This is a genomic window from Yersinia sp. J1, from assembly GCF_050586585.1.
GTDB lineage: Bacteria > Pseudomonadota > Gammaproteobacteria > Enterobacterales > Enterobacteriaceae > Yersinia > Yersinia entomophaga.
Genome location: NZ_JBOBDP010000001.1, coordinates 1,018,297 through 1,041,449 on the forward strand (window position 1 = coordinate 1,018,297; position 23,153 = coordinate 1,041,449).

Here is a 23,153-nt window from a genome sequence, read left to right on the forward strand (position 1 = left end):
AGACACGGCAGCAAAGCGTAGAAACTCATTAGCGAGTTCGGCGAGAATAAAACGAACGCGGAAGACGGGGCGGAAGCAGAGAAAATCGCGTTTCTGGCTATGCTAGCTATAAGATTACAAAAGAAAAAGGCCGCTTGCGCGGCCTTTTTTGTCGGATTACTCACTCTTTGGGAGTGGCATTCTCTACCCGGCTTTTTAGCTTCTGCCCAGGACGGAAAGTCACCACACGGCGCGCCGTAATAGGAATGTCCTCACCGGTCTTCGGATTACGGCCCGGACGTTGGTTTTTGTCTCGCAGATCAAAATTGCCAAAGCCAGACAATTTGACCTGTTCGCCATTCTCCAGAGCACGACGTACCTCTTCAAAGAATAACTCTACCAGGTCTTTGGCATCCCGTTTGCTAAGCCCAAGCTTTTCAAACAGATGTTCTGACATTTCAGCTTTAGTAAGCGCCATAGGTTCAATCCCTCAAGGATGCTTGGAATCGCTGTTTTAACGCCTCTACACATTTTGCAACGGTAGCGGCGATCTCCTCTTCTTCCAGTGTACGGGCGGTATCCTGCAACACCAGACTGATAGCGAGGCTTTTATAACCCTCGGCTACGCCCTTGCCACGGTACACATCAAACAAGTTTACGCCAACTACCTGATTTGCGCCAACTTTCTTACACTCGGCCAAAATATCTTCTGCGGGAACGTTTTCAGCCACCACAACAGCGATATCTCGACGGTTTGCCGGGAAGCGCGAAATCTCGCTGGCCTGAGGCACGGCGCGGTCTGCGACCTTATTCCACAACAATTCGAACACCACAGTTCGGCCGTTCAGATCGAGCTTACGCTCCAGTTCAGGATGAACTACACCAATGAAACCAATGTGTTCTCCCGCTAAATAAATTGCGGCACTTTGACCCGGATGCAGTGCGGAATGCGATTCTGCACGGAACTGAACGTCAGATAATTTGCCGGTAAGTTCAAGAATTGCTTCCAAATCACCCTTCAAATCATAGAAGTCCACCGGCTGACGCGCCAAATCCCAATGCTCATCATAACGGTTACCGGCAATCACACCCGCTAGCATTACGTCCTGTCGAATACCCAAATCTGCTTTATTATCAGGAACAAAGCGTAAGCCACTCTCAAACAAACGCAGACGAGATTGCTGACGATTCTGGTTATAAACCACTGCTGCTAGCAGACCAGTCAGCAAAGACAAGCGCATTGCTGACATATCCACGGAAATGGGACTTGGCAAAATCAGAGGCTCTTGACCCGGATGCAATAAAGCCTGGATTTTTGGATCAACAAAACTGTAAGTAATTGCTTCCTGATAGCCGCGATCGACCAATAATGCCTTCACACGCTTCAATGGCAGGTCAGCTTCGCGATGTTTGGTCATCACCAAATCTGCTTTTACCGGCACATCAGGGATATTGTTGTAACCGTAAATACGGGCAACTTCTTCCACCAGGTCTTCTTCGATTTCCATATCGAAACGCCAGCTCGGCGCAACTGCCTGCCAGTTATCACACTGCACAGTCACCTGGCAACCCAAACGACGCAGGATATCGGTAACCTGTTCACTTGGCACATGGTGGCCAATCAGGCGATCCAGTTTTTCACGACGCAGAGTAATAGTGGCGCGTTTCGGCAAATCCGCTTCTGAAGTGACATCAATAATCGGGCCAGCTTCACCGCCGCAAATATCAATCAGCAAACGGGTTGCTCGTTCCATCGCCTTATGTTGCAACGCAGGGTCGACACCACGCTCATAACGATGTGAAGCATCAGTATGCAAACCTTGACGGCGCGCTCGCCCGGTGATCGACAACGGATTGAAGAAAGCACATTCCAGCAAGACGTTCTGGGTTGCTTCATTCACGCCTGAATGTTCACCACCAAAAATACCGGCCATAGCTAGCGCTTTCTGCTTATCGGCGATAACCAGCGTATCTGCGCTCAGTTTGGCTTTAGTACCGTCCAGCAGCGTCAGCTCTTCCGCTTCTGCGGCCATACGAACAATGATTTCACCGTCGATACGATCCACGTCAAACGCATGCATCGGCTGGCCCAGTTCTAACAATACGTAGTTAGTTACATCAACAACCGGATCGATAGAGCGGATACCACAACGACGCAGTTTTTCACGCATCCACAGCGGCGTAGCGGCCTTAACGTTAATCCCCTTCACTACGCGTCCCAGATAACGTGGACACGCCTGCGGCGCATCAACGCGAATTGGGAAGGTATCGCTGAGGGTTGCAGCAACCGGGCTCATATCCGGTTCGGTCAGAGCTAACTGATTCACTACCGCGACATCGCGAGCGACACCCAGAATACACAGACAGTCGGCACGATTTGGCGTCACGCTGATTTCGATAGTTTTATCATTTAGTTGCAGATATTCGCGGATGTCGGTGCCAATTGGCGCATCCAGCGGCAACTCGATAATTCCGTCGTGATCGTCAGAAATACCCAGTTCAGAGAATGAGCACAGCATCCCTTCCGAAGGTTCACCACGCAGTTTCGCAGCCTTAATCTTGAAATTACCCGGTAAAACCGCGCCCACGGTCGCTACGGCAACCTTCAGCCCTTGACGACAGTTAGGTGCACCGCAGACGATATCTAGCAGACGATCGCCGCCGACATTGATTTTCGTTACTCGCAGTTTGTCTGCGTTGGGATGCTGCCCGCACTCCACAACTTCACCAACGACCACGCCGTGGAATACACCAGCAACGTCATCAACGCCGTCAACTTCCAGTCCGGCCATGGTGATTTGGTGGGCTAATTCGTCACTGCCAATGGTTGGGTTTACCCATTCGCGTAACCAAAGTTCACTGAATTTCATGAGATATACCCGCCTTACTTAAACTGTTTGAGGAAACGCAGATCGTTTTCGAAGAATGCACGCAGGTCGGTCACGCCGTAACGCAGCATGGTTAAACGCTCCATGCCCATCCCGAATGCAAAGCCGGAGTAGATCTCTGGATCAATACCGACGTTACGCAATACGTTAGGGTGAACCATACCGCAGCCTAATACTTCCAGCCATTTACCGTTTTTACCCATCACATCCACTTCGGCAGAAGGTTCGGTGAACGGGAAATAGGAAGGACGGAAGCGGATCTGTAGATCTTCCTCAAAGAAGTTTTGCAGGAAATCATGCAAAGTACCTTTCAGATTGGTAAAGCTGATATCGCGGTCGACAATCAAACCTTCCATCTGATGGAACATAGGAGTGTGCGTTTGGTCGTAGTCATTACGATAAACCCGGCCAGGAACAATAATACGGATTGGCGGCTGCTGGCCCTGCATGGTACGAATCTGCACACCTGAAGTCTGGGTACGCAACAAACGCGTTGCATCGAACCAGAAGGTATCATGATCGGCACGCGCCGGATGATGAGCCGGAATATTCAGCGCATCAAAATTATGATAGTCATCTTCGATTTCCGGGCCTGACGCCACGGAGAAGCCCAGCTCACCAAAGAAGGTTTCGATGCGATCGATGGTACGGGTAACCGGATGCAGGCCCCCGTTTTCCATTCGGCGGCCAGGCAGCGAGACATCGATAGTTTCTTGAGCCAACCGCGCGTTCAGAACCGCTGATTCCAGCAGTTCCTTGCGCGCATTCAACGCTTCCTGAACCTCTTGTTTTGCCTGATTAATCACGGCACCTGCTGCTGGGCGATCTTCGGCTGGCAGCTCACGTAGCGACGTCATTTGGAGGGTCAAATGGCCTTTTTTGCCTAGATATTCGACGCGCACCAAATCCAACGCGGCAACATCCTGGGCCTCTTCTACGGCTGCTTTAGCTCTGGCAACCAGCTCTGCGAGATGTGGCATTGTTTTCCTCTTCCTCTGGCCGGTATGGCCCGCTTGTAGTTATTAAACTGCTATTTAAACCGCTGGATAAAACTGTTTTGTGTAAAATTCGCTCTATTGCGCCCTGTCCTACAACGGCCAAGACGTTATCGAACAACAAGATATTGATCTTCTGGCACATATTTTACTGCGTGCTGCCAGAATTGGAAACCTTGGTTCAATAGGATCAAACACATACTTGAGTTATAGAAACAAAAAAGCCTCCACGGTGGGAGGCTTCGGCGCTACTTTTCGTTTCTTTTCTTACGCGCAAGCCTCCTAAAATCAGGTGCTAAAGTAAAAAAAGAAACGGAAAATAACTGATTGCATCATTATCTAACCTTACGAATAACAAAACGCTGTTGAACGATAAATCTGTTGACTGATTAGTTATCCTGACAAAATTTGCCAAGGTTACAAAGATCAAAAGAGGGAGCAAGCTCCCTCTTTCATTCTGACTTACGCCAGAGCTGCTTTCGCTTTTTCTACCAGAGCGGCAAATGCCACTTTGTCGAATACTGCGATGTCAGCCAGGATCTTACGGTCGATTTCAACAGAAGCCTTTTTCAGACCATTGATGAAACGGCTGTAAGACAGACCGCTCTGACGAGCAGCTGCGTTAATACGTGCAATCCACAGTTGGCGGAATTGACGCTTCCGTTGACGGCGGTCACGGTAGGCGTATTGGCCTGCCTTGATCACTGCCTGGAATGCAACACGATAAACGCGCGAACGGGCACCGTAGTAACCTTTCGCCTGCTTTAAAATCTTTTTGTGACGTGCACGTGCTACCACACCACGTTTTACGCGAGCCATGTACTTCTCCTATCGTCTTAATTCAAACCAAAAATACTTATGCGTACGGCAGACATGCCACGACCAGACCCAGATCGTTCTTAGATACCAGGCCTTTAGGACGTAAATGACGTTTACGCTTAGTAGCTTTTTTGGTCAAAATATGACGCAGGTTAGCATGCTTACGCTTAAAACCACCGTTGGCGGTCTTTTTGAAGCGCTTAGCGGCGCCGCGTACTGTCTTAATCTTTGGCATTGAATATATCCACTTCGCATTGTTAATTACAACGAGCTAGCTAGGCGAACAGGATCATAGCGCACAAGGTGCCATGAAACCTGTTACTTGAATGCCTTACTGTCTCTTCTTAGGTGCGAGCACCATGATCATCTGACGGCCTTCGATACGAGTCGGGAAGGACTCGACAACGGCCAGATCAGAATCTTCACACAGGTCTTTACGGACGCGGTTAAGCACTTCCATACCGATCTGCTGGTGCGCCATTTCACGCCCACGGAACCGCAGGGTGATTTTGGCTTTATCGCCATCTTCCAGAAAGCGAATCAGGTTGCGTAGTTTGACCTGATAGTCGCCATCATCGGTACCAGGACGGAATTTGATTTCCTTGACCTGAATAACTTTTTGCTTCTTCTTCTGTTCTTTCGTCGATTTGCTCTTCTCGTAGAGGAACTTGCCGTAATCCATAATACGGCAAACCGGCGGCTCGGCATTCGGACTGATTTCTACTAAATCAACACCAGCTTCCTCGGCTTTTTCAAGAGCTTCATTCAGACTGACAATGCCAATCTGCTCACCATCAACGCCTGTTAAGCGAACTTCTGTGGCGCGAATCTCTTTGTTAATGCGATTAGGACGCGCCGGTTGAACTCGTTTTCCGCCTTTAATACTTTATTCCTCCAGTTGATGAAGACTACGGCTGCGAATCTCTGTTAGCAGCTTGTCTACGACCACGTTGACATCCACGCTTCCCAAGTCTTTACCGCGACGAGTACGAACGGCAACTTTGCCTGATTCGATCTCTTTATCGCCGCAAACCAACATATAGGGAACCCGACGCAACGTATGTTCACGAATTTTAAAGCCAATCTTCTCGTTTCTCAAGTCCGCTTTCACCCTAATCCCTGCATCTTGCAGTTTTTTGGTTACTTCTTGGACATATTCAGCTTGGCTATCAGTGATATTCATCACTACAACTTGTACCGGAGCAATCCAGGTAGGGAAGAAGCCGGCATATTCTTCGGTTAAAATACCGATGAAGCGCTCCATTGACCCTAAAATTGCCCGGTGAATCATAACCGGAACCTGGCGATCGTTGTTTTCGCCGATGTAAGACGCACTTAAGCGACCCGGTAATGAGAAATCGAGCTGTACGGTACCACACTGCCACGCACGATCCAAACAATCATGCAGAGTAAACTCAATTTTTGGCCCGTAGAACGCCCCTTCACCCGGCTGATAATCAAACGGAATACCATTTTCAGTCAGCGCGGCGGCCAAATCTTCTTCAGCCCGAGTCCAGAGTTCGTCGCTACCGATACGTTTTTCTGGGCGAGTAGACAGTTTCACCACGATTTTTTCAAAGCCGAAGGTGCTGTACATATCGTACACCATCTTAATACAGCTATTTACTTCATCGCGAACCTGTTCTTCAGTACAGAAAACGTGAGCATCGTCCTGAGTAAAGCCACGCACGCGCATCAGGCCATGCAAAGCACCGGACGGTTCGTTACGGTGACAGCTACCAAATTCTGCCATACGCAGCGGCAGGTCACGGTAAGATTTCAACCCTTGGTTGAAGATCTGTACGTGCCCTGGGCAGTTCATTGGCTTAATGCAGTACTCGCGGTTTTCCGATGAAGTGGTAAACATATGCTCAGCATAGTTTTCCCAGTGACCGGTTTTTTCCCACAGTACGCGGTCCATCATGAATGGGCCTTTAACTTCCTGATATTGATACTCTTTGAGCTTCATCCGCACAAAGGTTTCCAGCTCGCGGAAGATAGTCCAACCGTCGTTATGCCAGAACACCATACCAGGCGCTTCTTCCTGCATGTGGTAGAGGTCAAGCTGTTTGCCGATTTTACGGTGGTCACGCTTGGCAGCCTCCTCCAGACGCTGCAAATAGGCGTTTAGCTGCTTTTTATCACCCCACGCGGTGCCGTAGATGCGCTGCAACATTTTATTTTTACTATCGCCGCGCCAGTAGGCACCGGAGGTTTTTTGCAATTTAAAATGATGGCAGAAGCGCATGTTCGGTACATGTGGACCACGGCACATATCGACATATTCTTCATGATGATACAGTCCAGGGCGATCGTCGCGGCTGATATTCTCATCGAGAATCGCCACTTTATATTCTTCACCACGGGCTGCAAAAATATCGCGAGCTTCCTGCCAGCTCACTTTCTTCTTGATCACATCATAATCTTTGTCAGCGAGCTCATGCATCCGCTTTTCCAGCAGATCCAGGTCTTCCTGCGTCAGGGTCTGTTCCAAATCGACGTCATAATAGAAACCGTTGTCGATAGTCGGACCAATCGCCATTTTGGTGTTTGGCCACAGCTGCTTGATAGCATGTCCCAACAAATGCGCACAGGAATGGCGGAGAATTTCCAGCCCTTCGGCGTCTTTGGTGGTAATAATGGCTAATTGCGCATCGGATTCGATCAGATCGGTGGCATCCACCAACTCACCGTTTACACGGCCAGCGATACAGGCTTTTGCTAACCCGGGGCCGATATCCATAGCGACATCAAGCACAGAAACAGCTTTGTCAAAATGACGTTGGCTGCCATCAGGAAGGGTAATTACGGGCATTCTAATTCCTTATTTACAGTGGTGACCCACACGACAGATCACATGTAACAGTATAATTTAGTTTAAATTCAATTTGTTATGTGCGCTATCCGACTTTACCTTGCCTGATATATACACTCATATGTACACAACTCGTTTTGTATCTATGGTGTGACGCAATAACTGACAAAACATAGTAACACTCACAATATGTGATTATCCACCCGCAGAAGTGGGAATGTTGATATCCCTGCCCTTTAGTTTCTCAAACGCTCTGCCCCACATGCGTTTTTGTGATAGCGGGTTAAGATTAAATGCATTTAATTCCCTATTTTGACGTAGGAAGATTCACACTAAAGCCAAATAAAGGCTAAATCTCCGGTTCTGAATCATTGATTTGTTTGGCAATGAGCAATAGCATTTCAGGGTTAAAAGAGGCATTGAATATGATAAATATCCCCCTACTGTTACAACCTCGAATTGCTTAACCGGCGGTGATGATTTGAACGTGTAATCACTGCCACTGACTTACGTTCGTGGCTCGGATGTTTTTGAAAAAGGAATGAGACCATGCAAGATAAACATTGGTCGAAAACAGAGCTACTTCACCAAACGGTGAAAAATCCTAATATCATCATCAAAGGTACGCACAGCTATTACAGCCATTGCTGGGATGAAGGTTTTGAAAAATCGGTTGTTCGCTATCTGCACGGTGATGCCATTAGCCAACAGTGGGAACCTCTCGGAAAGATTGACCAACTGATCATTGGCAATTATGTATGTATAGGCGCGGAAGCCGTTATTTTAATGGGTGGAAACCATACTCACCGCATTGATTGGTTCAGCTTCTATCCCTTTATGGAATCTATCAGCGAATCTTATCAGCATCGAGGTGACACAATATTGAGCGATGGCTGCTGGATTGGGATGAGAGCTATGATCATGCCCGGAGTTACCGTTGGTGAAAGTGCCATTATTGCCTCAGGCAGCATAGTCACCCGCGATGTCGCCCCTTATACAATCGTTGGAGGAAATCCAGCTAGCGCAATAAAGACCCGCTTTTCTGAGGATATTATTCGCCGCCTTTTAGCACTGCAAATTTATGACCTGCCAGAGCAGGAAATTAACAAAATCATACCGTTGCTATCAGGCAATGATATTGACTCTTTGGAACGAGCGATTGAAGCGCTACGAGATTCTCACAACTAAGATAATCATGATTAAATAGCCTTGTTTATGGCTCAGCGGTGAAGCATTTTCAACCTTCACCGCTGCTTTACCTTCGTCGCTTATTTATTTTAAATCTGACAAATTCTGCACCACTAAAATCTACATTGCAGCCGACTGGATGTGAGAACACCCACGGCCAGTATTTAGGGCTATACTGAAGACGCTTCCCGCGCCCGCGGTGACAAGGGAAAACGGCCTACTATTCAGGGAGTAACCCAATAATGAACATTCATACTTTCATCATGTTGGCAGCCAGTGGGCTAAATATTGTTAGCGTTTTAGTTTTGATTTATGGCGTGGTTAAATGCCTATTCGCATTTATAAAAAACGAACTGCAGCGCGGCGAATCAAATATTCAACGTATTCGACTGGATTTGGGTGGTTATCTGTTGCTGGCACTGGAAATATTAATCCCGGCAGACATTTTGAAGACGATCATTGAACCCGATTACAAAGAATTAATCATTCTAGCTTCTATTGTCGTGATTCGAATCGTACTTTCGATTTCTCTCAGTAAAGAGCTGAAATCCTTGAATACTGAAGAATAGTTAAGTATTCGGCGATATTTCAAACAACAGAGCCGGTAGTTTACCTTGGGTTTTAGCGGTTACCTAAATGACAATTCGCCGACTGAAAAGCGGGCCAAAAGCAGCCAAGGGGGAGTATTTCTTCCTAAATAATCCCCCTGCGCTTTCAACTAACGATAGACAGAAAATTTCTTGGTTAAGGGTTTCAACATCTCTGCATCCCCGTATAAAGCTACAGCGACAAAATCCAATTTTTCAAAGTCTGTGTTCGCCGTATCAGAAATTTGCTGTTCCGCTGAATGCGAAAGCATCGTCGTGGTGAAGAAATTATACAAAACACCTTGCTCCTGGCATTTCAAAATTAAGTTGCTCAGTTGGCTACTGTTTTTTGCCTGTAATACCACCATAGGATAGTGGCTCATATTTGCGCTGATTCCCTCTATAGTGCTGGGATAAGAATGAAATTCACGTTCTTCGATCAAATCTGTTATTCCTGCGGTTAAATGGCAAGCCGCGTTAAACAGAGTCGGAGTCTCGCAATTGCGGTTTAAAATAACGTAAAATTTCTTTTCATTGTCGTTGTACATATATTCCCTCGTTTAACCCAAAACCCGCGACCAATCTGCATATTCAATAAACCATACCCAAGATATCAGTGATGCTTTGCAGCTGCCAAGTGCCGTCGAGCTGGAATTTTGCGGTTATATACTAAAATAACCTTCCTGTGGTTGCGCTCTGTCAAAGCCACGGGCATTAAAGTACTTACCTTTTTAATTCATAAGCCCATACAATAGCTTTAGCCACAATGAGTTATACATTCACAAATGTATTTATGACTCATATCGATTCAGCGAGTATGATGTACTTAGGACGCACACACTTAAGACACGATGTGTTTTTTTCAGGGACGTTTACCTCACCTAGGAGGACTATTTCTTGCAGCGACAGTCGGTTTCATCTTCGAGAATTCACTCAATTGGGTATGACCCAGAGAGTCATGTATTGGAAATACAGTTCTGTGGTAATGACATTTATCAGTATGTTAACGTGCCAATACGGGTTTATAACGATTTTATGTCTGTGGTGTCTAAAGGGCGTTTCTTTGATGGCGTGATCAAAGATAAATACCTTTGTCGAAAGATTGCCTAGCCTAGAATGATTGCCAGTGGAAGTGCCCGCCCTTCCACTGTTTGTATTTTTATACCTAACCATGTGCCCCGGTTGTTACGTAGCTAAAAACATATATGTTTGTGCGACGTTTTTTCTCTGCGAAAATGAGAAACAACAAACCGATAAATCAAAGTCAATCGCTATTTTTACTACGTAATCACTCGCCACTGAGCTTATTCCTTACGCTCGTTTAGTTGCCAATAGTAACGAATGACGATTCCCACCTTGCGTTTGTGGCAGGTTATCAGCCTTCTATTTGCGAGTTTTTTCAACCGATATTCTATTTTATAGCGGCTAATTTCCTGTAGGCTCCTCATTACATCCTGCACGCTATATTTGTTCTGTGGATACTTCTGAAAGAGTTGTAAAATAGGTCGTTCAATTTCTTCTGGTGTATTAGTCATAATAAATAAAGATAATGTTTTGCCTCTAACGGGCATAATACAGTCCATTGCTACACTCACAATGTCAGTAAGTACGGGACTTACCTTGAGTCGCTGTCAATCCCGATCCAATATTAGCGTGAACTAATAATCAGAATTAATGACAACCTTCTCACCAAAATCACCATTCTTAGGCATAGGTTTATTGGTAGAATTTAATGGCCGTAACACTCTAATACCTTCTGCTCCTGCAGCTCTAGCATCAGCAATATCATTATCGGAATCTCCATAGAATATCGAGATATTTTTTTCCTTCATATGGCTCACTTTGGCTCCATCGCCAATCCCGGCAAATATCACTTTATTTAACTGTTCATCAGGAATATTAAAATCCTGTTGTAAGATTTTTGTCACCGTTTCCTTCCCGGAAGATGGCATTGGTCGACCGGTGATAAAGTACACCCGGTCACCTCGCGATAAGTGCATGTTTAGCAAGGCTGCGCCTGAAATTTTTGGCACAGAGAATTTGTCCCATCCGTTACTGACTTCGTCCCAAAATTTAGGATTCTTTAAAAAATCAAAACTATCAGGTGAGTAAATCATTTTCCCGTAGAAAAACGCCGGGCTGGAATAGAGCAAAGTGTCATCAATATCAAAACCTACACTAATTGGCTCTTTCCCTTTCAAACTCGCAGAAATTTGCTCTACAGAGACCCAATGAATAGGGTATTGCGACTGTAATTGGGTCAGCGTTGCCCCGGGGAAAATATCGGTCGACGGTGCCGATATTGCGTGCTGAATACTAAAATAGCTGCTGAAAATTAATGCTAATGCACTCAGCGCCTTTGTTCTGTTTTTCATCTTAGCTGCCTTACCGTTGTTTTAAGAATTAATTCATCCCTTACCAGTTCTATTATCTTCAGTCAGTGAGATTAAAACGCGAGCAGCTTCAAGTTTTTGTGGTGTACATATTTGTTGCATAAGGATAACTGTGAGCGTCATCGCATAAAAATATATCACGCTTGGTTAATTTACTGCGGAAATAATTTTGTATAACAAAAACCAGGGAAGAAGATGAAATCGCAATTATTCAATTTGAAATTATTTGCAGTAATAGTACCTTTGGCATGTATGGTGCAACCCGCTGGTGCGGCAGAGCTCTACAATAAAGATGGCAACCGTATTGCACTTTCCGGTTCTTTTAAGGTTCGCCATTATTTCTCCGATGATAAGGGTTTTGCTGGCGACCAGTCTAAAGTTAAATTTACCTTAACCGGCGACACCAAAATTAACGATACCCTATCTGGCTATGCCCGATGGGAATATAACGTCAAAATGAATCAGGCAGAAAGTGCGGGCACTAAGAAAGATACTACCCGTATTGCTTTTGCCGGATTGAGCTTCGGTGAATATGGATCTTTTGATTACGGTCGTAATTACGGAATATTAAACGATATTAATGGATGGACCGGCGCGGTTATTCCTGTATTTGGTGGACAGAGTTACGATAATACCGATAACTTTATGACCTATCGTACCAACAATGTGGGAACGTACCGTAACCGCAATCTATTCAATTTGGTAGATGGACTAGATATCGGACTTCAGGTCCAAGGCAAAAACGACGGTTGGAATAATACTGAAGATCAAACAGGTCCACGTACCAATAACCCGCGTAGCGTAGCTAACCAAAACGGCGATGGTATGGGATTATCCGCAGTGTACACGCTGGATAATGGTCTCAGTTTCGGCGCATCTTATGCCGCATCGAAACGCACCGATGAGCAACAGTTGGATCATCGCGGTAAAAAAGCCGACGGTTGGAATGCAGGTGTGAAATATGACGCCAACAATATTTATCTGGCCGCCATGTACGCGGATGTGCGAAATATGCACTATGTCGGTAGAAAAGATGGCTTTGCCAACCAGACTCAGGCCATAGAGTTTGTCGCGCAATATCAATTTGACTGGGGTTTACGTCCATCGATCGCCTATTTGCAGGGACGCGGCAAAAATCTCGAAAGCGAATTTGGCGACAACAAAAATATGGTGAAGTTTATCGATCTTGCCGCAACTTATGATCTGAACAAGAATATGGCTGTGATCGTTGAATACAAACTTAACTTGTTGAAAGAAAATGAATTTACTCGTGCTAACCGTATCAGCACCGATGATGTGTTAGTGACTATGTTAAATTACCGTTTCTAACGCATTTCATCTTCCTGTAGCTATCAATCGCCGCCTATATTTACGCTCTGAAATACAGGTGGCGATTTCTTATCTGATGCGAGTCCAATAGTTTTCAAATACGAAGCGAGTCGAAGGCGATAGCGTTATTGAGTTAAAATAACTAACAGTTCTTCGCCATCCAAACGGGTAATACGTTCACCTTCCAGAAAACCGACTAATTCACCATTATCGCCATGAGTATAAACTTCATAGCCATCAATACGGTAAACTGGAGATCCTTCTAGTAAACGAATATATACATCACCTTCGATGAAATATTCACGTTCACCGCTCGCATTTTCGATTTCATAACGTTGGTCGAAAGGAAACTGCTTCATAACTATCCATCCTAAAAAGTGATTTCTAACGCAATGATGCCAATTTGAGTCTCATTTATAAAGACACAGGCTGCGATTATTATCATAAGAAGTGGAATCAGCCTGAATTACGTACAAAAAAATTCAATTTTGTGGTGATGACAGACAGATTTCCTCGACTTAAATCAATCGTTCAGATAATCATCAATAACTCAACGATTGATAAACGTACTCAATTGTCATTTGCATTACTGATGCCTTATTTATTACTCTCCGTTCCTTACTCGTGAATGAGAACCGTGAAACGGATTCTTCGCGTATTCTTCCGAAAACTTTTGCTGACATAATGATGAAAAATTTTAACTCACTTTTTGTTCTTTTGATCCTTGCTCTTTCTGGTTGTACCCAATGGGAAAAAGGTGGTGCTACACAGTTAGACCGCGAAAGAGATTCTGCGGAATGTAAGGCTATTGGCTACGAGAGACACAGTCCCGATATCGTGACTGATTTTGAATTCTCTTATCAGGATAAATACAAATCCTGTGAAAAGGGTAAAGATGGCTGTGACAAGGGATATCGCTACGAGAAAGAACCTGAATTTAAAACGGTTCAGAAAGATCGTAATGCATCAGCTCGCAATGCCGTTATTGATGCCTGTATGTATAAAAGAGGCTGGCATGAGCAGACCCACTACTGGCCTCCTTTCTGATCATAGTTAATCGCCTAGGTTCATCACCCCATCAAGCCCTCTTTGGGAGGGCTTCGATATAAGAAAATTTGCAATTTAATCACTTAAGCTTCCCATCATCCATATTGCTATTCCAGAAAAAGCTGCTCATAATGGGTTTCCGTTTCCGTGTAGCAATGGTTACTGGAACGCCGCCTCGACTGTTTATGCAGCCGAGGCGTTTTAATATTATAGCGTCTAGGCTTTTTATCAGCTCATCACTTATCGGTATGTTCGTTTTGATGACCCATGTCGCTTGTCACCAAATCATTCACTTATCTATCGCCCTTCCCCAATGCAACCGCTCTATCTATCAGCAAATTACTGAACGCTTATCCTAACCACCTTTACCCATATCATAACGAAACAGCTTTTAGCACGCCTAATCATGGCGAAGTATGCTATATGCAAATAATCAATCGGATAAAAAGTAAAATTAGCACGCTCATTTAAACCGATGCTGGAAAATAAATTTATTTCAATCCCATTAATAAACATTAAATTTAATAGATACTTATTATTGAATGTCGCTCAAGGGCATCACCAAACGTTACCATTCACTTATTCATCTAAATTTATCACAACAAATTAAGTGTACGCGAGATAAACAATAGCTTTCACCGATCAATCATGGCCTATTGATCTGAAGAACCGATTTTTATCTTATTTATTTATTTGTCATCATTATTCTGATTACACAAGGAAGTGAAAATGTTTAAACGTTTATGGAGTGAACTATCGGGAATTTGCATTCCTTTATCGTATTTAGCTATTGGCCTCACCTTAATTATAATAGGATGCTTATATGCCATTGGTTATCAGATAATGGCGTGCTTTTGATTTTCATCCAGAATACCAGGTGTGATGTTTTCAGAAGAAATGAACCTCCTGCACCACGCCTTTAAAGAAACAAATTAAATGCATGTATTTCAATTATTTAGAAAACATGAACAAAAATAACCAATATCATCAGTGTTTATTCCCTATTTTATTGTTTAGTATTAAATGAATATCTTAGTAAAAGGAATAAATCATGAGTAACATTGAAGATGACCTAAAAGTATTTCACCGATATTTCTTACGGACACAAGTAAAAAATAAGGAAATAAAAGGTTGGTTTTGTCGTTTTATCTACATCCCTGTGGGTGAAAGAATGGAAATATTGGATGAGTTACTTAGACCTTATTCAGGGAAAAAATCGTAGTTATCTATGCATTTAACTAATAGGTATTTAACTAATAGCCATTTAACTATAACATTAAACGCCGTGATATCTACGGTTTATTGAAACGCAGATATCAACGGCGAGATTGCTTCATCATTCTATTTATAGAAAAACCAAGCTGTTACAATCAAACTTTCAACCACCTCGAAGATAGCTACGCTTTCGATTGGCTCTGCGCTTAAACCATAGATTCTTTCATAATCAAAAACTTTATTCCCCAAAACCGACCGCGAAATTAACTCTGCTCTTAACTCGGCCTGATTAAAACGCTGGGTACGATAGAAGGCCTCCAGCTGCATTTTACCAACAATTGATGGTTCTAAAGACGGCATACGGTAGGCAATAAAATCCTCACTAAAGTTGGCTGAAAATGCAGCTAAATCGTGAGCGTTATAAGCATAAAACTGGTTTTCTACCGGTGTTAATGGGTTAGACATCACAAATACCAACTGAATTATTATTCTCGATATTTGAAATTATATTCAACAGGCGCGGGTGTCAATCAACCGTTTAGGATCTGGCAAAATAGCGCTTTCTTTTCTCAGAAAAATCGTCAGTAAAGGTTATTTATTCAATTACGTAAAAAACGCCACCATAAGAGGCGGCATTTTGGGGGTTGATTGGAGCATTGGGTCAGACAATTGAAATGTCCAAACGTACATTTCTATATATTATAAGCGTTTACGCAACGCACTTTCAGCACTGAAGAACCACAGTTCAGGTAATCGCTGAGGATAAAAACGGATTTCATAAGTGTCTTTTAATGGAGCCAGACGCCAACGAGGACGAGGCTCTCTTTTCGGTTTCAGGAAACGCAAACGCCCACGGGAACGAGCAGCCTGGCGATCCAAAACCCAAGCTGCCGAGGCTGAGAGTGGCTGGCGAACATATTCATCTTCGACGCTGATATCACAAATACACACAAAAGTACCCTTCCCCGAAATTGATACAATCTTATGATTATTCGATATTTTTGGCGGTGAACCAACTACCGGACTGTCGAGCTATGATCCGGATCACACAACACCAAACACCGATCTTCTCCCTCTATCTTCTTTATGCGCCTTTACTCATAGAGAACATCAATGCAAGATGGGTTTCTTATGCATTTTTTGTCTTATTTGAGACAAAATAGCAAGGTAATGCCCAATTTGGTTTTCAGGGATATGACTAAGTTTGTGGAGTTTGATTGATGTTAAGTATTTTTGAGTTATTTAAGGCCATTGGTTTAGGGTTAGTGTTGCTGCTTCCCTTAGCTAACCCATTGACTACTGTAGCCTTGCTCTTGGGACTATCGGGCAATATGACCACAGAGGAACGGAATAATCAGTCTAGAATGGCCTCGATATACGTCTTCTTTATTATGACTATTTCGTTCTATGCCGGTCAGGTCGTGATGAGCACCTTCGGTATTTCTATACCCGGATTGCGAATTGCCGGTGGATTAATCGTAGCATTTATTGGTTTCCGTATGCTGTTCCCTCAGCAATCGACCGAAGATACCCAATTGGAAGCCAAATCACAGGATTTAAAGAAGCGTAACTCCGTTAACATCGCCTTTGTCCCACTGGCTATGCCTAGTACCGCCGGGCCAGGTACTATCGCCATGATCATCAGTTCCGCCGCGACGATGAAAGACCATACCGATTTTACTCCTTGGGTATTGGCCGTGGCTCCGGTATTAACCTTCCTCGTCGTATCCCTTATCCTGTGGGGATGCTTGTTGAGCTCAGGTGCCATTATGCGTTGGGTAGGGAAAAGCGGCATCGAGGCTATTTCCCGCTTGATGGGATTCTTATTAGTTTGCATGGGCGTGCAATTCATTATTAATGGTGTGCTGGAAATTGCTTCAACTTTCCATCCGGCTATGTAAAACGTCAAAGCCCCTAAATTGAGTGCCCAACCTAGTAAGGCGCAGTCCAATCAGGGGCTATTTTTAAAAATGTGTTTATTTTATTAAGGCTTCACCGCCGAAGCCTGCGCCCCCAAAATAGCAGGTTCTGTCGGAATTTGAGTAAATTTGGCAATAATTTCGTTATAAGTATCCTGTGGCTGCAGCTGGGTAAATTGTACCGGATAGATAAATTTCGCCAGATACTCCATCCCTACAATGTTATAAGGGTGATTGTAAAAATTGTGATAAACCCCGTATAGCCGATTTTCTTTAACCGCCGAAATTTGCGCAAAAGCAGGACGCTGTTTTAATTTGGTAAAGGCAACATCTACCTGATTTTGTGTCACCCCATAGCCGAAAGGTACTGCCGCATTATTCTTACTTGCCCACTGCGAACCGGAGACAATATAGGCCGCAGGTTTCAGCGCGATGACCTTTTCTAGCGAGACATCCCCTGTGGCTCCCGGTAATAAATCTGAACCGATATTATGTGCCCCGACAGCTTCAATCAGCGCTCCCCAGCCTACATGTCCGTGAGTAAAGCAGCATGATTCGACCCCGCCCAAACCCGCCTTAGCTTCCACAAACACCAAGGGTTTTGGCTCAAAGCTGCGAGTTTTGTTGATAATGTTTTGGTAATGCTGTTGATAGAAATCAGTATACTGCTGAGCCTCAGCTTCGCGATTAATAACTTCACCTAACAGCGTGATACTTTTAGGTGTATTTTCCAGTGGCTTGAGGTTGGTATCAATAAAAAGCACAGGGATGTTTAGCTGTTTGAGTTTATCTAACACCCCAAGGTTAATTAATGAACTCTTAGAACGAAGCTGAGCCACCATTAAGTCTGGTTTTTGCGCAATAACGGCCTCCAGATTAACTTCGCCTTTATCGCTAAATCCCATATCCATTATTTTTTCGGCCTTAGGCCATTTGCTACTAAGCAGATTCCAGGTCGTGCCATCGCTTTTTCTCAGCAAATTATTCCAGGCCACCAGCCGCTCAAAAGGATCGCTGCGATCCAGCAAAGCCAATGTCAGAATGTCCCTTCCGTCTTGCATCACAATACGCTTAGGCTCTTGCTTGAAAGTGAGCCTCTGCCCATCAGTATCAGTAATCGTCACCGGATAAGTTGTTGCCAGGGATGAAGTAGAAAACAGCGAGGCACATACCAGTGCCGTCAGGGAAAGCGTTAATCGCACGTTATGGCTCCTTGGCAAAACACAGCAAATTTATTATTTCAGTGAGGAAAACACTAAATGATAACGTGACGCATTAGCAATAAATTAATGAATGCAATAAGGGATAAAGTGCAAAGGAGTGTAAATATCAGAAATTAAGGCGCGGGATGAGACAGAAACATTTGACCAATGAAGATAAACGCTAACCGATGAAATACTGCCTGCAAGATGCATCGGTTAGCGATTTAATCTGTTATTCCGTCATCGCTCGGTAAGCCGTGTCCACCTTCCATAAATAACGCGGGGCCTGCGGTGCTGGGTGCTTAGTTTGAATATGTTGATAGAATTCGTTTGGGCTGAGGCGGTTTATTTTATTGAGCGCCAGCTTTTTGTCTGAGGAGAAGGTTCTCAGCATCGCGCCTGCACCGTTAGCGTAAGAAACAATGGTGGCATAACGTAATGTCTGCGGATCGCTGATGCCGACCAACTGCTGGTTTTGCAGAATATTAATATAGGCGGTGCCAATATCGATATTGACCGCCGGGTCTTTCAGCTCGCGGGAACTGGGTTGCCCGTTGCGCCCTTTCATACGGTAGGCATCGCGCCCCGCGGTAGAGGCTTTAATCTGCATCAGCCCTATCGCATTGGAGGTGCTAACGACCTCAGGGTTATAGCCGGACTCAACCTGAATAATGGCTTTGATCAAGGTTTCATCAACGCCGTAATGGCTGGCGGCCTGCTTTATGTATTCGTTATAAGCTACGGTTCCACTATCAGTTCTGGAACTCGGATTGAACTTCCCCTGTTGCGGGGGCTTCAACCAACCATTTTTCGACTGTGTTGGAGGGGTCTGTTTAGCACACCCAGCCAACAATAATATTGCCATAAGGCAACCTAGTTTTGGATTCACAGTATTCCCCACTTTGGTAGGCCGTTTTGTAGCATATACAACTTGTCATCACGCCAAAATATATTTTTGGTACATTTTGCCGATTATAAACATAATAATCAGGTGATATAACGTAACTATCAGTAAACTTAGCTTTATTGTATGGTGATACTTGACTTAAAACCAAATGATATTGATAATCATTTTCATTTATAAAAGGGAGCATCGCAATGTTATATCAGTATAAAAAAACCTCTCTGCCTGCTTTGACTTACACCGGGAACATGTTTTTACGCCGTTTTACCCTGTTTGCGCTATTGGCATTATTCTCATTTGTCAGTACTACCGCGTTCGCCACAAATAATCCGACCTCCCAAAAGAAGTTTAAGGTCGTAACGACATTCACGATCATTCAGGATATTGCGCAAAACGTTGCCGGTGACGCCGCTATCGTCGAATCCATTACCAAACCGGGCGCTGAAATTCATGATTACCAGCCAACGCCAAAAGATATCGTCAAAACTCAGTCGGCCGATCTAGTGCTCTGGAACGGGATGAATCTTGAGCGCTGGTTTAACCGCTTTTTTGAGAATGTGAAAGACGTTCCATCCGTCGTTGTCACCGCAGGCATTACACCGCTGCCTATTCGCGAAGGGCCTTATAAAGGCATTCCTAATCCTCATGCATGGATGTCTCCTACCAATGCTCTGATTTATATCGATAATATCCGTAAAGCTCTGGAAAAACACGATCCGGCTAATGCGGAAACTTATAACCGTAACGCCAAAGCTTATGCAGAGAAAATTAGCGCGCTGGATACCCCACTACGCGCACGTTTAGACAAAATCCCAGCGGGTCAGCGTTGGCTGGCCACCAGTGAAGGTGCATTCAGCTATCTGGCTAAAGATTATGGCTTCAAAGAAGTGTATCTGTGGCCAATCAACGCCGAGGAGCAAGGCTCTCCACAGCAGGTTCGCCGGGTTATCGATATCGTTCGCGCCAATAAAATTCCGGTCGTGTTTAGCGAAAGTACCATTTCGGATAAACCCGCCAGACAAGTCGCTAAAGAAACCGACGCCAAATACGGCGGAATGCTTTATGTTGACTCATTGTCGAATGCGACAGGCCCGGTGCCGACTTATATCGACTTGATCAATACCACCGTGAACACGATTGCGGAAGGATTTGGCCAATGATTAATGCGGATTTTGTTCGTCCTGAACTGATAGTCGATGATGTTTCTGTGACTTATAACAACGGCCATACGGCCATCCACAATGCCAGTTTTACCCTGGACGGGGGAACTATCTGCGCATTAGTGGGCGTGAACGGCAGCGGTAAATCAACCTTATTCAAAAGTATTATGGGGCTGGTCAAACCCACTGAAGGCAGCGTTCAACTAAGCGGGAAACCGGTTATTCATGCACTCAAACAAAATATCATTGCCTACGTGCCGCAGACCGAGGAAGTTGACTGGAATTTCCCGGTATTAGTGGAAGACGTTGTAATGATGGGCCGTTACGGGAAAATGAATTTTCTGCGAATTCCCAACCGTCAGGATCGGGTTATTGTAAATAAAGCCATTGAGCGCGTGGGACTAACCGCGCTGCGCTCGCGGCAAATTGGCGAACTCTCCGGCGGGCAAAAGAAACGCGTGTTCCTTGCCCGGGCGCTGGCACAACAAGGTTCGGTTTTACTGCTGGATGAACCTTTTACCGGCGTCGACGTAAAGACCGAAAATGCCATTATCGATCTATTGCGGGCGCTGCGTGACGAAGGGCATCTGATTTTAGTATCGACGCATAATCTGGGTAGCGTGCCGGAATTTTGCGATCACGTTATTTTGATCAACCAGACCGTACTCGCCGCGGGTCCGACTGAAACCACCTTCACCCAAAAGAATCTGGAGATCACTTTCGGCGGCGTCCTGCGCCATATCAACCTATCCGGTCCCGATCTGCACGATGATAACGATCCGCGTACCGTGACGGTGATTACCGATGATGAACGTCCGGCAGTATTCTATGGTCAGACCAAAGACAGCCCGCCGGCGCAGCGTCAGCAAAAGGAGAAGAAAACCTAATGCTGGAAATTCTGTTACAACCCTTTAATTACAACTACATGGTAAAGGCTATTTGGGTCAGCGCCATCGTGGGAGCGGTTTGCGCCTTTCTTTCCGCCTATCTGATGCTCAAAGGCTGGTCGCTGATGGGCGACGCTCTTTCCCACTCGGTGGTGCCGGGCGTGGCTGGAGCCTATGCTCTCGGCCTGCCTTACGCCGCTGGCGCATTCTTTACCGGTATGCTGGCCGCGCTTGCCATGACGCTAGTGCGCCACATCACACGGCTGCGGGAAGATGCCATTATTGGTTTTATATTTTCGACCTTCTTTGCCGTCGGGCTGTTGATTGTTTCCCTCAACCCAACTTCGGTGAACGTTCAATCCATTATTTTCGGTAATATTCTCGGTATCGCCGATGAAGATGTATTGCAGGTCGAAATTATCATTCTGGTTTCTTTCGTTATTCTGTGCGTGATTTGGAAAGATCTGCTGGCAGTGTTTTTCGATGAAAACCATGCGATGTCGATCGGGATTTCTCCTCTACGATTGAAAATTCTGTTCTTCACCTTGCTAAGCGCCTGTACCGTAGCGGCATTACAAACTGTCGGCGCTATTCTGGTGATAGCCATGGTCGTCACCCCCGGCGCCACCGCTTATCTCCTGACAGACCGCTTTGGTCGCTTGCTAATCCTTGCCATCGCTATCGGCGCGTTAACCAGCGCTTTCGGGGCTTATCTCAGTTTCTATCTGGATGGGGCAACCGGCGGCGTAATTGTAACGCTACAAACGTTAGTTTTCCTGGTGGCGTTTGTCTTTGCTCCCAAACACGGCCTGTTGGCAACGCGTTTTCGCATTCGCAGAAAGCGCAACAGCACGGTAAAACCGCAGGGAGATAGCCTATGAATACTCTATTTACCCTGCTCAGCGAGCCTTTTGCCTATCCCTTTATGCAGCGCGCCATTCTGGCAGCGGTCGTTACCGGCGTAGTGTGCGCCGTATTGTCCTGCTATCTGGTACTGAAGGGCTGGTCGCTTATGGGAGACGCGATTTCTCATGCGGTATTACCCGGCATCGTGCTGGCATTCTGGCTAGGCATTCCTTTAGCCATAGGCGCCTTTGTTTCCGGTATTTTTTGCGCGGTAGCCACCGGTTATTTGAAAGATAACAGCCGGGTGAAAGAAGATACCGTGATGGGCATCGTTTTTTCAGGCATGTTTGCTTTTGGTATCGTACTATTTTCCCGTATGGATACCGATCAACATCTTAGCCACATACTATTCGGTAATATGTTAGGCATTACGCAGGATGAACTGAAACAGGCCCTATGGATTGCGTCGATAACGCTGCTGGTCGTGTTGCTGAAACGCAAAGATTTCATGCTGTATTGCTTCGATCCTAATCACGCCAGAGTAATAGGTTTGCCAGTTAAATTGCTGCATTACGGTTTGTTGTGCCTGTTAGCCATGACTATCGTCGCTTCTTTGCAAGCCGTCGGGGTCATTCTGGTGATCGCCATGCTGATTGCGCCAGGCATCATTGCATTTATGCTATGCCGCAGCTTCGATAAAATGCTGATTGTGGCAACGTTAGTGTCGGTTATCGCCTGCGTGTTGGGTACCTTGATCAGTTTCCATATTGATGGAGCCACCGGCCCCTGCATCGTTATCGTTCAAGCTTTATTCTTTGTTGCGGCGCTAATATACAGCCATTTTAAACCGGTTAAACGCCCCCGTCCTCTGGGTAAAGTAGGACAAAATAGCACTGACGGTGAGCCTAAAACTAAGCTGCTATAATTGTTCCACGCGTACTTTATCCCGCGTTGCTCTTGAGCGGCGCGGGATTCCTCCT

At 45.2% G+C, this 23,153-nt stretch carries 26 protein-coding genes and 1 other annotated feature; of the genes, 11 read left to right on the forward strand and 15 right to left on the reverse strand.

Features of this window, described 5'->3' with window-relative positions; translation table 11 throughout:
• Positions 1-160: 160 nt before the first annotated feature.
• The 8 genes from ihfA to thrS all read right to left on the reverse strand — a co-directional run bounded on the left by ihfA (position 161) and on the right by thrS (position 7,496).
• Positions 161-457 carry an integration host factor subunit alpha gene (gene ihfA / locus ACQ4OC_RS04385; protein ID WP_004717732.1) on the reverse strand — a complete coding sequence of 99 codons (297 nt, stop codon included), beginning with the start codon at positions 455-457 and terminating at the stop codon, positions 161-163.
• A gap of 4 nt (positions 458-461) precedes the next feature.
• Positions 462-2,849: a phenylalanine--tRNA ligase subunit beta gene (pheT, locus tag ACQ4OC_RS04390; RefSeq protein WP_430970969.1), complete on the reverse strand. Its 2,388-nt coding sequence runs from the start codon at positions 2,847-2,849 to the stop codon at positions 462-464.
• A gap of 14 nt (positions 2,850-2,863) precedes the next feature.
• Positions 2,864-3,847 (reverse strand): phenylalanine--tRNA ligase subunit alpha, encoded by a 984-nt coding sequence (gene pheS / locus ACQ4OC_RS04395; protein WP_064514040.1) that lies wholly within the window; start codon positions 3,845-3,847, stop codon positions 2,864-2,866.
• Positions 3,848-4,076: 229 nt separating this feature from the next.
• Positions 4,077-4,199, reverse strand: a sequence feature (Phe leader region).
• Positions 4,151-4,198 carry a pheST operon leader peptide PheM gene (gene pheM, locus ACQ4OC_RS04400; protein ID WP_157045533.1) on the reverse strand — a complete coding sequence of 16 codons (48 nt, stop codon included), beginning with the start codon at positions 4,196-4,198 and terminating at the stop codon, positions 4,151-4,153. (Overlaps the previous feature by 48 nt.)
• Positions 4,200-4,324: 125 nt before the next feature.
• A complete protein-coding gene (gene rplT / locus ACQ4OC_RS04405; RefSeq protein ID WP_004717737.1) occupies positions 4,325-4,681 on the reverse strand; it encodes a 50S ribosomal protein L20 in 357 nt (118 codons plus the stop codon).
• 37 nt (positions 4,682-4,718) lie between these two features.
• Entirely contained in the window at positions 4,719-4,916 is a 198-nt protein-coding gene (gene rpmI / locus ACQ4OC_RS04410) for a 50S ribosomal protein L35 (RefSeq protein WP_002211834.1), read from the reverse strand.
• Between the two features lie 96 nt (positions 4,917-5,012).
• Entirely contained in the window at positions 5,013-5,564 is a 552-nt protein-coding gene (gene infC, locus ACQ4OC_RS04415; RefSeq protein ID WP_002227898.1) for a translation initiation factor IF-3, read from the reverse strand.
• 3 nt (positions 5,565-5,567) lie between these two features.
• Positions 5,568-7,496 (reverse strand): threonine--tRNA ligase, encoded by a 1,929-nt coding sequence (thrS, locus tag ACQ4OC_RS04420; RefSeq protein WP_064514041.1) that lies wholly within the window; start codon positions 7,494-7,496, stop codon positions 5,568-5,570.
• Between the two features lie 549 nt (positions 7,497-8,045).
• Between thrS and ACQ4OC_RS04425 the strand changes: the two genes are divergently transcribed.
• Entirely contained in the window at positions 8,046-8,684 is a 639-nt protein-coding gene (locus ACQ4OC_RS04425; protein WP_064518116.1) for a CatB-related O-acetyltransferase, read from the forward strand.
• 242 nt (positions 8,685-8,926) lie between these two features.
• A complete protein-coding gene (locus tag ACQ4OC_RS04430) occupies positions 8,927-9,253 on the forward strand; it encodes a DUF1622 domain-containing protein (protein WP_064518114.1) in 327 nt (108 codons plus the stop codon).
• A 149-nt stretch (positions 9,254-9,402) separates the two neighbouring features.
• On the opposite strand, the gene ACQ4OC_RS04435 is transcribed toward ACQ4OC_RS04430, so the two are convergent.
• Positions 9,403-9,819 (reverse strand): DUF2000 family protein, encoded by a 417-nt coding sequence (locus ACQ4OC_RS04435; protein ID WP_064518113.1) that lies wholly within the window; start codon positions 9,817-9,819, stop codon positions 9,403-9,405.
• A gap of 349 nt (positions 9,820-10,168) precedes the next feature.
• On the opposite strand from ACQ4OC_RS04435, the gene ACQ4OC_RS04440 reads away from it, so the two are divergent.
• Entirely contained in the window at positions 10,169-10,381 is a 213-nt protein-coding gene (locus tag ACQ4OC_RS04440; protein WP_071925623.1) for a KTSC domain-containing protein, read from the forward strand.
• A 548-nt stretch (positions 10,382-10,929) separates the two neighbouring features.
• Here the strand turns inward: ACQ4OC_RS04440 and aphA are convergent.
• A complete protein-coding gene (aphA, locus tag ACQ4OC_RS04445; protein ID WP_064518109.1) occupies positions 10,930-11,646 on the reverse strand; it encodes an acid phosphatase AphA in 717 nt (238 codons plus the stop codon).
• 270 nt (positions 11,647-11,916) lie between these two features.
• Here aphA and ACQ4OC_RS04450 point away from each other — a divergent pair, with 270 nt between their 5' ends.
• The gene (locus ACQ4OC_RS04450; RefSeq protein WP_235601051.1) at positions 11,917-12,993 is read left to right on the forward strand and encodes a porin; all 1,077 of its coding nucleotides are present in this window, start codon (positions 11,917-11,919) and stop codon (positions 12,991-12,993) included.
• 125 nt (positions 12,994-13,118) lie between these two features.
• Here the strand turns inward: ACQ4OC_RS04450 and ACQ4OC_RS04455 are convergent, their stop codons facing one another.
• On the reverse strand, positions 13,119-13,352 hold the full coding sequence (locus tag ACQ4OC_RS04455; RefSeq protein WP_064518105.1) for a hypothetical protein: 234 nt from the start codon (positions 13,350-13,352) through the stop codon (positions 13,119-13,121).
• Positions 13,353-13,677: 325 nt separating this feature from the next.
• On the opposite strand from ACQ4OC_RS04455, the gene ACQ4OC_RS04460 reads away from it, so the two are divergent.
• On the forward strand, positions 13,678-14,040 hold the full coding sequence (locus ACQ4OC_RS04460) for a hypothetical protein (RefSeq protein WP_306423399.1): 363 nt from the start codon (positions 13,678-13,680) through the stop codon (positions 14,038-14,040).
• 1,051 nt (positions 14,041-15,091) lie between these two features.
• A complete protein-coding gene (locus ACQ4OC_RS04465; RefSeq protein WP_158513776.1) occupies positions 15,092-15,262 on the forward strand; it encodes a hypothetical protein in 171 nt (56 codons plus the stop codon).
• A gap of 119 nt (positions 15,263-15,381) precedes the next feature.
• Here ACQ4OC_RS04465 and ACQ4OC_RS04470 read toward each other — a convergent pair whose 3' ends face one another.
• Positions 15,382-15,720 (reverse strand): nuclear transport factor 2 family protein, encoded by a 339-nt coding sequence (locus tag ACQ4OC_RS04470; protein WP_064518104.1) that lies wholly within the window; start codon positions 15,718-15,720, stop codon positions 15,382-15,384.
• A gap of 234 nt (positions 15,721-15,954) precedes the next feature.
• Positions 15,955-16,206: a hypothetical protein gene (locus ACQ4OC_RS04475; protein ID WP_049600658.1), complete on the reverse strand. Its 252-nt coding sequence runs from the start codon at positions 16,204-16,206 to the stop codon at positions 15,955-15,957.
• Positions 16,207-16,475: 269 nt separating this feature from the next.
• Here ACQ4OC_RS04475 and ACQ4OC_RS04480 point away from each other — a divergent pair, with 269 nt between their 5' ends.
• Positions 16,476-17,156: a MarC family NAAT transporter gene (locus tag ACQ4OC_RS04480; protein WP_064518102.1), complete on the forward strand. Its 681-nt coding sequence runs from the start codon at positions 16,476-16,478 to the stop codon at positions 17,154-17,156.
• An 83-nt stretch (positions 17,157-17,239) separates the two neighbouring features.
• Here ACQ4OC_RS04480 and ACQ4OC_RS04485 read toward each other — a convergent pair whose 3' ends face one another.
• Both ACQ4OC_RS04485 and ACQ4OC_RS04490 read right to left on the reverse strand, forming a co-directional pair.
• Entirely contained in the window at positions 17,240-18,376 is a 1,137-nt protein-coding gene (locus ACQ4OC_RS04485) for an ABC transporter substrate-binding protein (protein WP_120806812.1), read from the reverse strand.
• 232 nt (positions 18,377-18,608) lie between these two features.
• Positions 18,609-19,265 (reverse strand): transglycosylase SLT domain-containing protein, encoded by a 657-nt coding sequence (locus tag ACQ4OC_RS04490; protein WP_071925622.1) that lies wholly within the window; start codon positions 19,263-19,265, stop codon positions 18,609-18,611.
• Between the two features lie 209 nt (positions 19,266-19,474).
• On the opposite strand from ACQ4OC_RS04490, the gene ACQ4OC_RS04495 reads away from it, so the two are divergent.
• The 4 genes from ACQ4OC_RS04495 to yfeD are packed head-to-tail and all read left to right on the forward strand — an operon-like array spanning position 19,475 to position 23,098.
• Positions 19,475-20,440 (forward strand): metal ABC transporter substrate-binding protein, encoded by a 966-nt coding sequence (locus tag ACQ4OC_RS04495; protein WP_430970970.1) that lies wholly within the window; start codon positions 19,475-19,477, stop codon positions 20,438-20,440.
• Positions 20,437-21,327, forward strand: coding sequence for an iron/manganese ABC transporter ATP-binding protein YfeB (yfeB, locus tag ACQ4OC_RS04500; protein ID WP_064518095.1), 891 nt, complete (start codon positions 20,437-20,439; stop codon positions 21,325-21,327). Before ACQ4OC_RS04495 ends, yfeB begins: the two co-directional genes overlap by 4 nt.
• Positions 21,327-22,208, forward strand: a complete 882-nt coding sequence (gene yfeC, locus ACQ4OC_RS04505; protein WP_120806810.1) for an iron/manganese ABC transporter permease subunit YfeC — start codon at positions 21,327-21,329, stop codon at positions 22,206-22,208. The genes yfeB and yfeC overlap by 1 nt, the downstream gene beginning before the upstream one ends.
• The gene (gene yfeD, locus ACQ4OC_RS04510) at positions 22,205-23,098 is read left to right on the forward strand and encodes an iron/manganese ABC transporter permease subunit YfeD (RefSeq protein ID WP_064518091.1); all 894 of its coding nucleotides are present in this window, start codon (positions 22,205-22,207) and stop codon (positions 23,096-23,098) included. Before yfeC ends, yfeD begins: the two co-directional genes overlap by 4 nt.
• The last annotated feature ends 55 nt before the right edge of the window (positions 23,099-23,153 follow it).

Coding starts and splice junctions, on each gene's coding strand:
- ACQ4OC_RS04470 (WP_064518104.1), bottom strand. CDS start 15,720: ATGTCTAACCCATTAACACCGGTAGAAAACCAGTTTTATGCTTATAAC.
- pheS (WP_064514040.1), bottom strand. CDS start 3,847: ATGCCACATCTCGCAGAGCTGGTTGCCAGAGCTAAAGCAGCCGTAGAA.
- ACQ4OC_RS04450 (WP_235601051.1), top strand. CDS start 11,917: ATGGTGCAACCCGCTGGTGCGGCAGAGCTCTACAATAAAGATGGCAAC.
- ACQ4OC_RS04425 (WP_064518116.1), top strand. CDS start 8,046: ATGCAAGATAAACATTGGTCGAAAACAGAGCTACTTCACCAAACGGTG.
- yfeC (WP_120806810.1), top strand. CDS start 21,327: ATGCTGGAAATTCTGTTACAACCCTTTAATTACAACTACATGGTAAAG.
- ACQ4OC_RS04430 (WP_064518114.1), top strand. CDS start 8,927: ATGAACATTCATACTTTCATCATGTTGGCAGCCAGTGGGCTAAATATT.
- thrS (WP_064514041.1), bottom strand. CDS start 7,496: ATGCCCGTAATTACCCTTCCTGATGGCAGCCAACGTCATTTTGACAAA.
- pheT (WP_430970969.1), bottom strand. CDS start 2,849: ATGAAATTCAGTGAACTTTGGTTACGCGAATGGGTAAACCCAACCATT.
- ACQ4OC_RS04495 (WP_430970970.1), top strand. CDS start 19,475: ATGTTATATCAGTATAAAAAAACCTCTCTGCCTGCTTTGACTTACACC.
- ACQ4OC_RS04480 (WP_064518102.1), top strand. CDS start 16,476: ATGTTAAGTATTTTTGAGTTATTTAAGGCCATTGGTTTAGGGTTAGTG.
- ACQ4OC_RS04460 (WP_306423399.1), top strand. CDS start 13,678: ATGATGAAAAATTTTAACTCACTTTTTGTTCTTTTGATCCTTGCTCTT.
- yfeD (WP_064518091.1), top strand. CDS start 22,205: ATGAATACTCTATTTACCCTGCTCAGCGAGCCTTTTGCCTATCCCTTT.
- ACQ4OC_RS04455 (WP_064518105.1), bottom strand. CDS start 13,352: ATGAAGCAGTTTCCTTTCGACCAACGTTATGAAATCGAAAATGCGAGC.
- aphA (WP_064518109.1), bottom strand. CDS start 11,646: ATGAAAAACAGAACAAAGGCGCTGAGTGCATTAGCATTAATTTTCAGC.
- ihfA (WP_004717732.1), bottom strand. CDS start 457: ATGGCGCTTACTAAAGCTGAAATGTCAGAACATCTGTTTGAAAAGCTT.
- rplT (WP_004717737.1), bottom strand. CDS start 4,681: ATGGCTCGCGTAAAACGTGGTGTGGTAGCACGTGCACGTCACAAAAAG.
- ACQ4OC_RS04435 (WP_064518113.1), bottom strand. CDS start 9,819: ATGTACAACGACAATGAAAAGAAATTTTACGTTATTTTAAACCGCAAT.
- ACQ4OC_RS04465 (WP_158513776.1), top strand. CDS start 15,092: ATGAGTAACATTGAAGATGACCTAAAAGTATTTCACCGATATTTCTTA.
- yfeB (WP_064518095.1), top strand. CDS start 20,437: ATGATTAATGCGGATTTTGTTCGTCCTGAACTGATAGTCGATGATGTT.
- rpmI (WP_002211834.1), bottom strand. CDS start 4,916: ATGCCAAAGATTAAGACAGTACGCGGCGCCGCTAAGCGCTTCAAAAAG.